This is a genomic window from Pseudosulfitobacter pseudonitzschiae, assembly GCF_002222635.1.
GTDB lineage: Bacteria > Pseudomonadota > Alphaproteobacteria > Rhodobacterales > Rhodobacteraceae > Pseudosulfitobacter > Pseudosulfitobacter pseudonitzschiae_A.
Map to the genome: position 1 here is coordinate 2936758 of NZ_CP022415.1, position 14148 is coordinate 2950905.

Annotated in this window: 13 protein-coding genes; 6 read left to right on the top strand and 7 right to left on the bottom strand. The window is 59.8% G+C overall.

Annotated features, from left to right (window positions below):
- Window positions 1-73: 73 nt before the first annotated feature.
- Complete coding sequence (gene pnp, locus SULPSESMR1_RS14470) at window positions 74-2206, top strand: polyribonucleotide nucleotidyltransferase (protein ID WP_089421458.1); 2133 nt, start codon at window positions 74-76, stop codon at window positions 2204-2206.
- A 73-nt stretch (window positions 2207-2279) separates the two neighbouring features.
- On the opposite strand, the gene SULPSESMR1_RS14475 is transcribed toward pnp, so the two are convergent.
- On the bottom strand, window positions 2280-3395 hold the full coding sequence (locus SULPSESMR1_RS14475) for an alkene reductase (RefSeq protein WP_089421459.1): 1116 nt from the start codon (window positions 3393-3395) through the stop codon (window positions 2280-2282).
- 218 nt (window positions 3396-3613) lie between these two features.
- Between SULPSESMR1_RS14475 and SULPSESMR1_RS14480 the strand changes: the two genes are divergently transcribed.
- The gene (locus SULPSESMR1_RS14480) at window positions 3614-4009 is read left to right on the top strand and encodes an Lrp/AsnC family transcriptional regulator (protein WP_240311402.1); all 396 of its coding nucleotides are present in this window, start codon (window positions 3614-3616) and stop codon (window positions 4007-4009) included.
- A 60-nt stretch (window positions 4010-4069) separates the two neighbouring features.
- Entirely contained in the window at window positions 4070-4750 is a 681-nt protein-coding gene (locus SULPSESMR1_RS14485; RefSeq protein WP_349813519.1) for a glycosyltransferase family 25 protein, read from the top strand.
- 1 nt (window position 4751) lies between these two features.
- Here SULPSESMR1_RS14485 and SULPSESMR1_RS14490 read toward each other — a convergent pair whose 3' ends face one another.
- Window positions 4752-5405, bottom strand: coding sequence for a peroxiredoxin (locus SULPSESMR1_RS14490; protein WP_089421462.1), 654 nt, complete (start codon window positions 5403-5405; stop codon window positions 4752-4754).
- Window positions 5406-5538: 133 nt separating this feature from the next.
- Here SULPSESMR1_RS14490 and SULPSESMR1_RS14495 point away from each other — a divergent pair, with 133 nt between their 5' ends.
- Window positions 5539-6978 carry an aldehyde dehydrogenase family protein gene (locus tag SULPSESMR1_RS14495; RefSeq protein ID WP_089421463.1) on the top strand — a complete coding sequence of 480 codons (1440 nt, stop codon included), beginning with the start codon at window positions 5539-5541 and terminating at the stop codon, window positions 6976-6978.
- Window positions 6979-7015: 37 nt separating this feature from the next.
- Here the strand turns inward: SULPSESMR1_RS14495 and SULPSESMR1_RS14500 are convergent, their stop codons facing one another.
- Window positions 7016-7702 carry an FkbM family methyltransferase gene (locus SULPSESMR1_RS14500; RefSeq protein ID WP_089421464.1) on the bottom strand — a complete coding sequence of 229 codons (687 nt, stop codon included), beginning with the start codon at window positions 7700-7702 and terminating at the stop codon, window positions 7016-7018.
- 79 nt (window positions 7703-7781) lie between these two features.
- On the opposite strand from SULPSESMR1_RS14500, the gene SULPSESMR1_RS14505 reads away from it, so the two are divergent.
- Window positions 7782-8633: an alpha-1,2-fucosyltransferase gene (locus tag SULPSESMR1_RS14505; protein ID WP_089422344.1), complete on the top strand. Its 852-nt coding sequence runs from the start codon at window positions 7782-7784 to the stop codon at window positions 8631-8633.
- Here the strand turns inward: SULPSESMR1_RS14505 and SULPSESMR1_RS14510 are convergent.
- A complete protein-coding gene (locus SULPSESMR1_RS14510; RefSeq protein ID WP_089421465.1) occupies window positions 8630-9277 on the bottom strand; it encodes an RluA family pseudouridine synthase in 648 nt (215 codons plus the stop codon). The two genes, SULPSESMR1_RS14505 and SULPSESMR1_RS14510, sit on opposite strands and share 4 nt — an antisense overlap.
- 57 nt (window positions 9278-9334) lie before the next feature.
- On the opposite strand from SULPSESMR1_RS14510, the gene SULPSESMR1_RS14515 reads away from it, so the two are divergent.
- Complete coding sequence (locus tag SULPSESMR1_RS14515; RefSeq protein WP_089421466.1) at window positions 9335-9745, top strand: nuclear transport factor 2 family protein; 411 nt, start codon at window positions 9335-9337, stop codon at window positions 9743-9745.
- Here SULPSESMR1_RS14515 and rarD read toward each other — a convergent pair.
- The 3 genes from rarD to SULPSESMR1_RS14530 form a co-directional block, all read right to left on the bottom strand.
- A complete protein-coding gene (gene rarD / locus SULPSESMR1_RS14520; protein ID WP_089421467.1) occupies window positions 9742-10662 on the bottom strand; it encodes an EamA family transporter RarD in 921 nt (306 codons plus the stop codon). The two genes, SULPSESMR1_RS14515 and rarD, sit on opposite strands and share 4 nt — an antisense overlap.
- A 60-nt stretch (window positions 10663-10722) precedes the next feature.
- Window positions 10723-13170, bottom strand: a complete 2448-nt coding sequence (locus SULPSESMR1_RS14525; RefSeq protein ID WP_089421468.1) for a GcvT family protein — start codon at window positions 13168-13170, stop codon at window positions 10723-10725.
- A 78-nt stretch (window positions 13171-13248) separates the two neighbouring features.
- On the bottom strand, window positions 13249-14136 hold the full coding sequence (locus tag SULPSESMR1_RS14530) for a homocysteine S-methyltransferase family protein (RefSeq protein ID WP_089421469.1): 888 nt from the start codon (window positions 14134-14136) through the stop codon (window positions 13249-13251).
- Window positions 14137-14148 lie beyond the last annotated feature (12 nt).

Sequence of the window (14148 nt, forward strand, 5' to 3'; positions counted from 1 at the left end):
AAAGAAGATACCGGAGTCAGGGGCAATACGGCCCCTAAGCAAATGGCCGATATGGCCAACCTGAGGAACGTAGATGTTTAACGTAACGACGAAATCGATGCAGTGGGGCGAAGAGACGCTGACACTGGAAACCGGAAAAGTGGCCCGTCAGGCGGACGGGTCTGTGATCGCCACGCTGGGCGAGACTTCGGTCATGGCAAACGTAACCTTTGCCACAAAACAAAAACCCGGTCAGGATTTTTTCCCGCTGACCGTCCATTACCAAGAGAAATACTATGCTGCGGGCAAAGTGCCCGGTGGCTTTTTCAAACGTGAGGCCCGCCCCACCGAGAAAGAAACCCTGACCGCGCGTTTGATCGACCGTCCGATCCGCCCGCTGTTCGTCCCCGGCTTTAAAAACGAAGTTCTGGTGATGTGTACCGTTCTGTCCCATGATCTGGTCAACGACCCGGATATGGTTGCGATGATCGCCGCCAGTGCCGCGCTGACCATTTCAGGTGCGCCCTTTATGGGTCCGATCGCGGCTTGCCGCGTTGGTTTCGAGGGCGGCGATTACGTCCTGAACCCCACGGTCGACGACATGCAAGACCTGCGCCTGAACCCCGATCAGCGTCTTGATCTGGTTGTTGCCGGCACCAAAGACGCCGTGATGATGGTTGAATCCGAAGCCTACGAGCTGTCGGAAACCGAAATGCTGGGTGCGGTGAAATTCGCACATGAACAAATCCAGCCGGTCATCGACCTGATCATCGAACTGGCTGAAAGCTCTGCAAAAGAGCCGTTCGATTTCCAGCCTGCCGACTATTCCGAATTGTCCGCTGCTGTCAAAGCCGCTGGCGAGACAGAAATGCGCGCCGCCTTTGCGATCAGCGACAAGCAAGAGCGCACATCGGCTGTTGCTGCTGCCCGTGACACCATTCTGGCGGCCCTGTCGGACGAACAAAAAGAAGACCCGAACCTGGGTTCTGCGTTGAAGAAGCTGGAAGCGTCTATCCTGCGCGGTGACGTGGTGAAAACAGGCAAGCGCATCGACGGTCGTAAAACCGACGAGATCCGTGACATCGTGTGCGAAACCGGTCTTCTGCCGCGCACCCACGGTTCGGCCTTGTTCACCCGTGGCGAAACCCAAGGTCTGGTTGTGACCACGCTGGGCACCGGCGATGACGAACAGTTCATCGACGCCTTGCACGGCAACTTCAAATCCAACTTCCTGCTGCACTATAACTTCCCCCCCTATTCTGTGGGTGAAGTGGGTCGTGTCTCTGGCCCGGGCCGTCGCGAAATTGGCCACGGCAAGCTGGCATGGCGCGCGCTGCAGGCAGTTCTGCCCGCATCGACCGACTTCCCTTATACCATCCGCGTCGTCTCCGAGATCACTGAATCCAACGGTTCCAGCTCGATGGCATCGGTCTGCGGCGGTTCGCTGTCGATGATGGACGCGGGCGTTCCGCTGAAATCGGCTGTGGCCGGTGTGGCGATGGGTCTGATCCTGGAAGAAGACGGCTCCTACGCGATCCTGTCCGACATTCTGGGTGACGAAGACCACCTGGGCGACATGGACTTTAAAGTGGCCGGTACCGAAAACGGCATCACGTCGTTGCAGATGGACATCAAGATCGCAGGCATCACGCCCGAGATCATGGAAAAAGCTCTGGAGCAGGCCAAAGCGGGCCGTATGCACATTCTGGGCGAGATGAACAAAGCGCTGACCGGCGCGTCGGACTTCTCGGTTCACGCACCGCGCATCGAAACCATGCAGGTTCCGACAGACAAAATCCGCGAAGTCATCGGTTCGGGCGGCAAAGTGATCCGTGAAATCGTTGAAGTGTCGGGCGCCAAAGTCGACATCAACGACGACGGCATCATCAAGATTGCGTCGCCCAACGGCGAAGCGATCAAGAAAGCCTATGACATGATCTGGTCGATCGTGGCCGAACCCGAAGAAGGTGCGGTTTATACCGGCACCGTCGTGAAGATCGTCGATTTCGGCGCCTTCGTGAACTTCTTTGGCAAGCGCGATGGTCTGGTCCACGTCAGCCAGATCGAAAACCGCCGTCTGAACCATCCGTCGGATGTGCTGAAAGAAGGCCAAGAGGTCAAAGTGAAGCTGTTGGGCTTTGATGACCGTGGCAAGGTGCGCCTGTCGATGAAAGTCGTCGATCAGGAAACCGGCGAAGAAGTCAAAAAAGAAGAAGACGCCGAATAAGGCGCTTTGTTCTTTTGAGAATACAAAAGGCCCCGGTGTTTCCACCGGGGCCCTTTTTCATCTGCGACCGGAATTACTCGGCCGCTTGGGCCGTACCGTTCAAGATCGGATAGTCGGTATAACCCTCTGCGCCCCCACCATAGAACGTGGCGGGGTTCGCCTCGTTATAGGGGCCGTCTAGCGCGATCCGTTTGGTCAGGTCGGGGTTGGCAATATACATCCGTCCAAAGGCAACAGCGTCGGCGCGTCCCTCTTCGATCCACTGGGCGGCTTCTTCGGGTTTGAAGCCACCGTTTATGATAAACGGGCCATCGAAAGCCGCGCGCATGGCATCCACGATCTTTGTATTCTCAGGATCGCCCGAACGGACAACGTGCAAATAGGCCAGCCCCTTGCCTGACAACGCCTTGGCCGCTGCAACATAGGTTTCCATCGGGTTGGCATCTTGCGATCCGCCCGCCCCGCCCATCGGCGACAGACGCACGCCAACGCGATCCGCCCCCAGCACGTCAATCAGCGCATCGACAGCTTCGACCAACAAACGTACGCGGTTCTCGACCGACCCGCCATATTTGTCATCGCGTTTGTTCACAGACGACCGCAAAAACTGGTCGATCAGATAGCCATTGGCCGCGTGAAACTCGACACCGTCAAAGCCTGCCTTGTCGGCGCATTTGGCGGCGTGGCGGTAATCTTCGATAACGCGCGGAATCTCGTCCAGCGTGAGCGCACGCGCTTCGGGGTGCGGCACCATCGGGCCGTCGGGGTGACGATCACCCACAAAGGCGTCACCTTTGGGTGTCCATGCGCTGGATGACACAGGTGCCGCGCCATCGTGAAACACATTATGACTGATCGCGCCGACATGCCATAGTTGGCAAAATATATGCCCGCCAGCGGCATGAACTGCCGAAGTCACCGGCCTCCAACTGTCCACTTGCGCATCACTAAAAATGCCCGGAGTCCAGACATAGCCCTGCCCTTCGGTGCTGATCTGCGTGGCCTCTGAGACAATCAACCCTGCGCCAGCGCGTTGCGTGTAATAAACAGTGTGCAGACCGGTTTGGGTGTTTTCCTTGGGCGTCGAGCGTGACCGCGTCAGCGGGGCCATCACGATACGGTTGGACGCAGTGATGCAGCCCAGTTTCAATTCATTAAACAGAGGTGCGTGCGCTGGAACGTCAGCCATGTCGGGAACTCCATGATTTCAGAATGTCATTCTAAATATGTCGGCAACCCAACGCCCCCTTGCAAGAGCGGTTCGGTTCGGGTTCGCACAGACAAGGGTTCCCTTTCGCACAGTGCAGCCGTTATAAACACGAAAATCCATATGGCGGACTTAGTATGAATTTTTCCCCTACCGAAAAGGCATTATTGCGGGAACTACAACGCGATTGCAGTCAATCTTTGGCACAAATTGCCGCGACCTGCGGCATGGCGCAAAGTACGGTTTGGCGCAAAATCCAGGATTTTGAAGCCTCTGGCGCTATTCTGTGCCGGGTCGCGCTTCTCTCGCCGGTGCATGCGGGATGCAAACTGACGGTTCTGGCGGCCATCACCCTGCGCGATCACGCCGAAGCAACAGTGTCCGGCTTTGCCACGCTGATCGCGGGACATCCTGAGGTTGTCGAGTGTCTGGCCACATCGGGCGCTGCCGATTATCAGATGAAAGTGCGCGTGGCCGATGTTGAAGCCTATGAGCATTTCATGACCCACACCCTGCTGCGCAGTCCGTTTGTGCGCGAAGTGCAATCGTCATTTGTACTCAAGGAACTGAAATCAACCACCGAGTTGCCGCTCTGACCACTGGTGCGGGCGCGTCATTCACGTTAGCCATTCTGCATGCCATCGCTGATTATACATATGTCCAGCGCCACACAGCGCCGTGCCAACGTCGAAGTGTTGTTGCAAACGCTGCCCGGGGCGCAGGTGATCGAGGCCGTGCGCGGGGCCGATGCAGGTGTGACGCCGGCGCGCGGGGACATCCACCAGCCGCACTATCCCTTTCCCATCGGCGCGGGCGAAGTCGGTTGTTTTCTATCGCACCGCGCCTGTTGGCAACGGATTGTCGATGAAGGGTGGGATTGCGCCCTGATCGCCGAAGATGATCTTGCGCTGGACGCCACCCACTGGGCTCATGTCCAGGCATTGATCGACGCCCACGCGACTGCCGACAGTTTTATCCGCATCCCTGCCAAAGCCCGCGAAGACGCGTGTCAGACGCTCGCCAGTGACGGGCCCTGTACGCTAATGCTGCCCCGCGTGATCGGCCTGCAAACGGTGTTTCAGGTTGTGGGGCGCAACGCGGCTGAACGGCTGCTGGCTGCGACAGGGGTTTTGGACCGGCCGGTGGACACATTCCTGCAAATGCACTGGATACACGGCCAGCCCGTACATACAATCCTACCCAACGGCGTGCGCGAACTGACAGCTGATCTGGGCGGCTCGACCATCCAGAAGAAAACCCGCACCAGCGGCAAGCTGATGCGGGAAATCAATCGCTGGCGGTATCGCCGCGCGGTGGCGGCACGTCCGCAATGCTAGTTTATTTCGGCAGCGGTGCCTTGCGCAAATAGGGCAGAACGGTTTCGAAATCACCGAACTTGGCCTTGGCGTCTTCGTTGGACACCGATGTTGGGATGATCACATCATCGCCCACGTTCCAGTTGGCAGGCGTTGCAACACCGTGACCTGTGGATGTTTGCAGCGCGTCCAGCGCCCGCACCACTTCGGCAAAGTTGCGGCCCACGGTCATCGGATATGTCATCGACAACTTCAGCTTTTTGTCGGGGCCGATGATGAACACGGCACGCACGGTGGCGCTGTCGTTGGGGGTGCGACCGTCGGGCATGTATGCTTCGGCGGGTAGCATGTCGAAAGCCTTGGACACCTCAAGACCGCTGTCCGCGATGATTGGAAAGCCGGCCTTGGCCCCCGAAGACGATTCGATATCGCCCTTCCACTTCTTGTGCTCTTCCACGTTATCGACGCTGACCCCGATCACCTTGGTGCCGCGCTTGGCCCATTCATCGGACAGTTGCGCCACTGCGCCGAACTCGGTGGTGCAAACAGGGGTGAAATCCTTGGGGTGCGAAAACAGGATGGCCCAGCTGTCACCAATCCACTCGTGCAGGCCAAAGCTGCCTTGGTCGGTTTCAACAGTCAGGTCGGGAATAGTGTCGTTGATACGCAGGGACATGGGTGGTCCTCCTATTATGAATTCTACTGCACAATGTAGTGTGGCTTGCGTCGGGTTGCATCCCCCGACTTGCGCGTCCCGTTTTGTGGTGAAAGAGTGCGGCCAAATTCCGCACCTACAAGGAGGCTTAGCCATGCTGGAGAAACGTGACTTCTACATTAACGGAAAATGGGTCGCACCGATCGAAGGTCGTGACCACAATGTCATCGATCCCTCGACCGAAGAACCCTGTGCCGTCATTTCGCTGGGCGGCCAAGCCGACGCCGACGCCGCAGTCGCCGCCGCCAAAGCCGCCTTGCCCGGTTGGATGGCCACGCCCGCAGCCGAGCGTATCGCGCTGGTTGAAAAGCTGGTCGAGGTCTACAATGCCCGCGCCGACGATCTGGCCCAAGCCATGAGCACCGAGATGGGCGCGCCCATTTCCATGTCGAAATCGTCTCAGGTTGGTGCCGGCACATGGCACCTGTCCAACTTCATCAAAGCCGCCAAAAAGTTCGACTTTGTCCGCCCGCTGGGGGACCACGCCCCGAACGACCGGATCATTTATGAAGCGGTAGGCGTTGCAGCCCTGATTACCCCGTGGAACTGGCCGATGAACCAAGTCACTCTGAAGGTGGGGGCGGCAGCCATCGCAGGCTGCACGATGGTTCTGAAACCGTCCGAAGAAAGCCCGCTGAACGCGATGATCTTTGCCGAACTGATGGACGAAGCAGGCTTTCCCGCTGGTGTGTTCAATCTGGTCAACGGCGACGGCCCCGGCGTTGGCAGCACCCTGTCCGGTCACAAGGATGTGGACATGGTCAGCTTTACCGGCTCGACCCGCGCAGGCACGCTGATTTCCAAAAATGCCGCCGATACGCTGAAGCGCGTGCATCTGGAACTGGGAGGCAAAGGCGCCAACCTGATCTTTGAAGATGCCGATGAAAAGGCCGTGAAACGCGGCGTTTTGCACATGATGAACAACACCGGCCAGTCGTGCAACGCGCCCAGCCGGATGCTGGTGCAGCGCGGCATCTACGACCGTGTGGTGGACGAAGCGGCAACCGTGGCCAGCAAGGTTACCGTCGGCCCCGCATCGGAAGAGGGCAACCACATCGGGCCGGTTGTCAACGAAGTGCAGTGGAACAAGATTCAGGATCTGATCCAGAAGGGCATCGACGAAGGCGCCCGTCTGGTTGCCGGTGGCACCGGTCGCCCCGAGGGACTGAACCGTGGTTTTTACGTCAAACCGACGGTTTTTGCCGACGTGGGCCGTGATATGACCATCTCGCGCGAGGAAATCTTTGGCCCCGTGCTGTCGATTATTCCCTTCGACACCGAAGAGGAAGCTGTCGAGATCGCCAACGACACGGTCTATGGCCTGACCAACTACGTCCAGACACAAGACGGCGCACGCGCCAACCGTCTGGCACAGCAGTTGCGCTCGGGCATGGTCGAGATGAACGGCACCAGCCGCGCAGCTGGATCGCCTTTTGGCGGCATGAAACAATCGGGCAATGGCCGCGAAGGCGGCGTCTGGGGCATCGAGGACTTCCTTGAGGTCAAAGCTGTCTCGGGCTGGGCTGCCGAGTAATCACAGCCCTAACAATAATGCGGATATGGGGCGAAGGTTATCCTTCGCCCCGTGTCATCTCCGGCGTTTTTCTGGCCCACTGTTCCCAGACGAACGGATAGGCCCATTCACACACATGCGTGCGCGACAACCCCTCGCGGATCACATCGCGCCGCGCCACATCTTCGGGGCCGTATTTGTGAAACTGCACCACCAGACGATTGATGCGCTGCATGAACCCGCTTTCGATCATTGCTGGCAACAGATCATACTCGCCGCCTTCAATGTTCATCTTGACCACAGCGACCTCAGTCAGCCCCAATTCATCCACTACAGGCCCCAACGCCCGAACGGTACCGCGCACGGTCGGCCCGTCACTAACCAATGCGGACGAGGCATTGTCCTGATCAGACAGGTCAAGACTGCCGTCCGCGCTGCCAATGGCATAGGCGTGCACGTGAACATCACTGCGGTCTGCAAATCGTTCTGACATCGCGGTGGCAAAGCCTGGATGGGGTTCGAATACATGGGACATCACGGAGTAGCGTTTGGTCATGTCGTCAGACCAATCGCCAATATATCCACCGACGTCCAGCACCACATCCCCCTGCTTGACCTGTGCAAACTGCGCGGGCGTCTGCTTTCCGTGCGCTTTGCGAAACGCCCGATACGGCGCGCGTGCGGCGCGGTAGGATGGGTTTGTCGCAATGTTCCACAGTTTAGTCAGTTCGCTCTTGATCGTCATGGGTGCCTCTTTGATCTGGCCCGGTTCCGCGAATGCGCGTATTCAACACCAACAGATAACCGTTAACCAAGGCAGCGTCATGATTTTTTCCCGTTTGCACGGACGTTTGGGCAACCAGATGTTCCAATACGCCGCCGCCCGTGCTCTGGCAGAACACCATTGCACGCGCGTGGTTCTGGACGACCGTACGGCGTTGCACAAAGACGAGGGCTCGCTGCTGCGGGTATTTGATCTGCCCGATCTGGCGCAGGCGCCGCTGCCCCCTGCCAAACATGAACGTCCCTTGGCCTATGCTGCGTGGCGGGCCTTGGGGTTGCGTCCGCGCATCCGGCGTGAAAACGGGTTGGGCTATGATCGCGCATTCACGCAATGGTCGGACGACAGCTATTTGCACGGCTACTGGCAGTCCGAGCGGTATTTTGCCGCCATCGCGCAGGACATCCGCAGCGCTTTTGCCTTTCGCACGCCAATGTCTGCGCAGAATACAGAAATGGCAGCGCGGATTGCCAGCGGCCCATCGGTGGCGCTGCATGTGCGGCGGGGGGACTATGTTGCGGTAAACGCGATGGCGCTGTGCGATCAAGCCTATTACGACGCCGCGCTTACCTCTGTTCGGAAGCGTATGGAAAATGATCCCACGGTCTTCGTGTTCTCTGATGATCCCGCTTGGGCCAAGGAAAACCTGCCGCTGCCCTTTGAAAAAGTGGTCGTCGACTTTAACGGACCGGATGCGGACTATGAAGACTTGCGCCTGATGTCGCAGTGCCAGCACAATATCATCGCCAATTCATCATTCAGCTGGTGGGCCGCATGGCTGGGCGAGACGCCTGACAGCATCGTGGCGGGCCCCGCGCAGTGGTTCGCTGATACGGCCATGTCCAACCCCGACATTCTGCCCGCACGCTGGATCAGCGTCGACACGTCCGGCTAGAAAGGCGCTTTGGCGCGAAAGCGGATCGACTTGCCGTTCTCGGGGTGCTTCAGACGCAACTCCTCGGCGTGCAGCATCATGCGCGGGTGGTCGGCAGCGGCCCCTTGGGCATAGAACGGATCACCAAGGATCGGATGCCCCAACGCCAGCATATGCACCCGCAGCTGATGCGTGCGCCCCGTGTGCGGCACCAGACGCATGCGCGCCGTGTCCCCCTGCCGTTTCAGTACGCGCCAGTCAGTCACCGCTGGCTTGCCCGTCTCGTGGCAGACCTTTTGCAGCGGACGGTTCGGCCAGTCCACGATCACCGGCAGATCGACAGTGCCCGTGTCCACTTCGGGCACGCCCTGAACCAGTGCGACATAGGTTTTTTGCGTTTTACGTTCGGCAAACTGGGTCGACAGGGTGCGTTGCGCGTGAGGTGTCAGGGCAAAAACCATCACACCGCTGGTATCACGGTCCAGCCTGTGCACCACCAAGGCCGTGGGAAACACCGCCTGCACGCGACTGATCAGGCAATCTGCCAGATGGTCGCCCCGCCCCGGCACGCTGAGCAAGCCCGCGGGTTTGTCCACCACAACAATGTCCGCGTCGTCGTGCAAAAAAACCAAAGGATCGGTCGGGGGCGTATAAACAGTTTCCATGCCGCTGCTTTCCAGATGTAGGCTGTAGTTTCAAGCACAGACACGAAAGGCCCACACATGCACACCACGATCCAAGCTTTCCATGACGCGGTTCTGGCCAAAGACGATGACGCAATCCTGCCGCTGTTTGCCGAAGACATCCGGTTTATGCCGCCGACCTATTGGAAAACGTGGACGGGCCGTGCGGCCGTGGCAGCGGTGCTGCGGCATGTGAATGCGGTGTTTACCGATTTCACCTATCGCCGTGTGCTGAGTGAAGGACGCGACTGGATGCTGGAATTTCAATGCAAGGTCGAAGGTCTGGACGCCGTGGGCGTTGATCTGATCACGTTGAATGACGACGGGCTAATTCAGGAATTCGAGGTGGTGATGCGCCCCTATAAAACCATCGGCGCGCTGCGCGAGGCGATGATGGCCCGCATCGCCAAAGACCCCGACTTTGCCACGTTCCGCGAGGCGATAAGCTAGGCGCCGCGGCCACGCATCTGTCGGATCATCGAGATAGTATAAAGCACCAAGGCACCCCAGATCATTGGAAAGGCGATCATCCGTGCCTGACCAAAGGGTTCTTGAAAGACAAAGACCGCCACCAGAAAGATCATCGTCGGGGCCACATATTGCAGCACGCCGATGGTGGTCAGCCGCAATCGCTTGGCCCCGTTTGCATAAAGGATCAGCGGCACAGCCGTGACCACACCGCACCCCAGCAGCAACCAAGTGTCGCGGGCGTCGCCCGTCGCGAAATGGCTTTGGCCCGTGGTATTCAGATAGCCGACATAGGCCAGCGCAGGGACCAACAGAATCAACACTTCGAGCAGAAAGCCCTGATTGGGGCCAATGGGCAGTTGTTTCTTGGCCAGTGCGTAAAATCCCCAGCTGACCGTGATGGCGATGGCAGCCCAAGGCACCGACCCCAACGTCGCGGCCAGAACGACAACCGCGCACAGGGCCAGCCCCACAGCGGCCAGTTGCAACCTGTCCAGTTTTTCACCCAGCAGCAAAGCGCCCAGCGCCACGCTGAACAGCGGGTTGATGTAATACCCCAGTGCCGCATCCAGCGCGCGATTCTCGGCGATGGCCCAGACGTAGATACCCCAGTTGATTGTAATCAGCCCCGCCGTCACACAGCCCATTGCCAACGTGCGCGGGCTGCGCAGTGCCGTGCGCAAATCACGGGTGCGGCCCAGCGCAATCAGCAATGCGCCCGCGATCGGCACCGCCCAGATGATCCGGTGCGCCACCACCTCGGCGGCGGGGATGTGGCTGACGGCCTTCAGGTACAACGGCAGAAACCCCCACAGGATATAGGCGCCAAGCGCAAAGCCCAAACCCTGCGGTGTGTCGCCACTGGGGGCCTGTACGTTCGGGGCGGGGGGTGTGCGCATCGGGTCTGTCCTGCTGGTTCGCCCGCTGCCTAGCACCCGCAATCGGGGTGCGCCAGAGGCTCAGACCTTGGTGCGCGCGCCTGTCGGATCATAGAACGGTTTCAGCGACACCTCGGCCGCGTAACGACGACCCGCCACATCGACCTCGTAGGACGAGCCCAGCACCTCGGCCACGCTTTGCCCCGCGCAGGGGACATAGCCCATGCCCATCGCCACGCCAAAGTGGTGACCATACGCCCCCGAACTGAGATGGCCGACGATCTTGCCGTCGCGCAGCACCGGCTCGTTATGATAGAGCAGCGGTTCGGGATCGGTCAGGCGGAACTGCACAAGACGCCGTTCCAGTCCGTTTTCCTTTCTCCGCAGCACCGCGTCGCGCCCGATAAACGCAGGCTTGTCCAGCTTGACCGCAAACCCAAGACCCGCTTCCAGCACATGGTCCTCGGCGGTGATGTCGTGACCGAAGTGGCGAAAGCCCTTTTCGATGCGGCAGGTGTCCATCATGTGCATCCCGCACAGCTTGGCCCCTATCTGTTGGCCAGCGGCGTGCAATACTTCAAACACATGACCCGCCATATCGGCGCTGATATACACCTCCCAACCCAGTTCGCCCACATAGGTCACGCGGTGAACGCGGGCCAGTGCCATGCCAATCTCGATCTCTTGGGCCGTGCCGAAAGGGTTGGCTTCATTACTGAAATCCGCAGGCGACACCATCTGCAACAGTGTACGCGCGTTGGGGCCCATCACAGCCAGCACGGCCTCGGATGCTGTCACATCGGTCAGCACCACGTTATGATCGCCCCTGTTGCGCATCATCCACGTCTGGTCCGCCAGACGTGTGGCGGCGGGGGTGACGACCAGATAGGCGGTTTCGCTCAGGCGGGTCACGGTCACATCCGCCTCGATACCGCCGCGCGGGTTCAGAAACTGGGTGTAGACAATGCGCCCCACAGGCACGTCGTACTGGCCTCCGCCAATATGGTTCAGAAAGGCGCAGGCGTCCGGCCCCTCGACGCGGATCTTGCCAAAGGACGACATGTCGTAAATTCCGACATTCTCGCGCACGGCACGGTGTTCGACGGCAATGTTTTCAAAGAAAGTCTGGCGTTTCCAGCTATAGCTGTATTCCGGCACCTGACGTGCGTTTGCGAACCAGTTGGCACGCTCCCAACCCGCGAGTTCGCCCATAACCGCACCTTGTTCCAGCAGGTGGTGATGGAACGGCGTGCGCCGGATGCCGCGGGCGGTGGCCTTTTGACGGTAAGGAAAATGATCGGCGTAAAGCAGGCCAAGCGTTTCGGATGCGCGCGCGGCCAGATAGGTTTTGTTGCCCTGAAACGGCTGCATCCGCGCAATGTCGACGTCGCCCAGATCGAACGGCTTTTGACCCGCGTCCATCCACTGGGCCAACGCCATACCTGCGCCCCCCGCCGACTGGATGCCGATCGAGTTGAAGCCCGCCGCGACCCAGACATTGTCCATCTCGGGGGCAAGACCAAGATGGTAGGCATCATCGGGGGTGAAACTTTCGGGTCCGTTAAAGAACGTGTGAATCCCCGCCTCGGCCAGCATCGGCATCCGGTTTACCGCTGCCTCGAGGATCGGCTCGAAGTGGTCGAAATCCTCGGGCAGCTGATCGAATTCGAAATCGGCAGGGATGCCGTTCACGGCCCACGGTTTGCTGACCGGTTCAAAGGCACCCAGCATGATTTTGCCCGCATCTTCTTTGTAATAGGCGCATTCATCCGGCACCCGCAGCACTGGCATCGGGGTCAGTCCGGCGATGGGTTCCGAGACGATGTAGAAATGTTCGCAGGCTTGCAGCGGTACGTTGACACCCGCCATGCGGCCCACCTGATGGCCCCACATGCCGGCGCAATTCACAACCGCGTCGCAGGTGATGTGACCGCTGGTGCCATCCTCGCCCAGCCAGTCAACGCCAGTAACGCGGCGACCTGCGCGCGTGATGCCGGTGACTGCGGCGCGTTCTTGAATGCGCGCCCCACGCTGCCGCGCGCCCTTGGCCAGTGCCAGCGCGATGTTCGCCGGATCGCCCTGTCCGTCGAGCGGCAGGTAAACACCACCGGTGACGCCGTCGATATTCAGGTGCTCGTACTTTGCCTTAACCTCGGACGGGCTGATTTCTTCGACGGCCACACCAAATGCGCGGGCCATCGCAGCCTGACGGTGCAGTTCTTCGAGACGTTCATCGGTCAGCGCGGCAGTGATTGACCCCACCCGCTTGAACCCTGTGGCCACGCCTGTTTCATCTTCCAGATTGCCATAGAGTTCTTGGGAGTATTTGGCCAACTTGGTCATATTGGCAGTTGCGCGCAGTTGCGCGATCAGTCCGGCGGCGTGCCATGTGGTGCCCGATGTCAGCTGTTTGCGTTCCAGAAGAATAACGTCGGTCCAACCCAGTTGCGTCAGGTGATAGGCGACGGAACAACCGATAACCCCGCCACCGATGATGACAACGCGAGCAGTGCTTGGAAGATCAGGCATGAGAGGTCTCCGTCTGGGTTGCGCGGGTGGATCGGGGGCCAGCCCCCGAACCCCCGGGATAGATGGGGCCAAAAGAAATCAGGGTTTGGCGAGCGTGTGGCCTGCAGCGATCAGGCGGCGGGCGATTTCAGCGATATGGGCGGGCCCGACCTCGCAGCAGCCGCCGACGATGGTGGCACCCGCATCGATCCAAGCCATGACGTGATCGGCGTAGGTGGCAGGGGTCAGGTCGTGGCGGACTTGGAGGTCAGCAACGGTGGGGCGGGTTTGCAGGAACTCTTCGGTGATGCGCTGGAAGCCATTGGCGTAAGCGCCAAAGGGCAACGCGCCTTGAGACAAGATCGCAAGGGCCGCAGGGATTGCTTCGGGTGCCGAACAATTGATGAGGATGGCAGCCGCCTTGCCGCTGGCGATGGGCAGGATGTCCTGCACCGGTTCGCCCGAGCGCAGTTTGGTGCCGTCACGGTCATCGACAGTCAGCGCCAGCCAGACAGGTTTGCCGGCTTGACTCGCGCCGACCAGAACGCTGCGCGCATGGTCGAGGGACGCAACAGTTTCGCAGATCAGCAGATCGCAGGTGGGCGCCAGCAGGCCCGCCACTTCGGCATAGAGCGGGATGGCGGTGTCGGGGTCCGGATGCAGATCGGGGCGGTAGGACGCGACGAGCGGACCAATAGCCCCCGCCAGACGCGGCGCATTGCTGTCGCGCGCCTCGGTCAGGGCGCGGTCGATCAGAGTGTTGAACTGGTCATCCATATCCGTGCCGACCAACCGGTCGCGGTGGATGGCATAGGTGTTCGTGGTGGCGATAGTGGCCCCCGCTGCGGTAAAATCGCGGTGGACCTCTGCCACCATTCCAGGGTGATCAATCATCACTTGGGTAGACCACAGCGGCGTGGGCCTGTCGCCTGCGCGGTGGATCAGTTCCTGCCCCATGCCGCCGTCGAGAAGGGTAATTTGCGTCATCGTCTTTTTCCT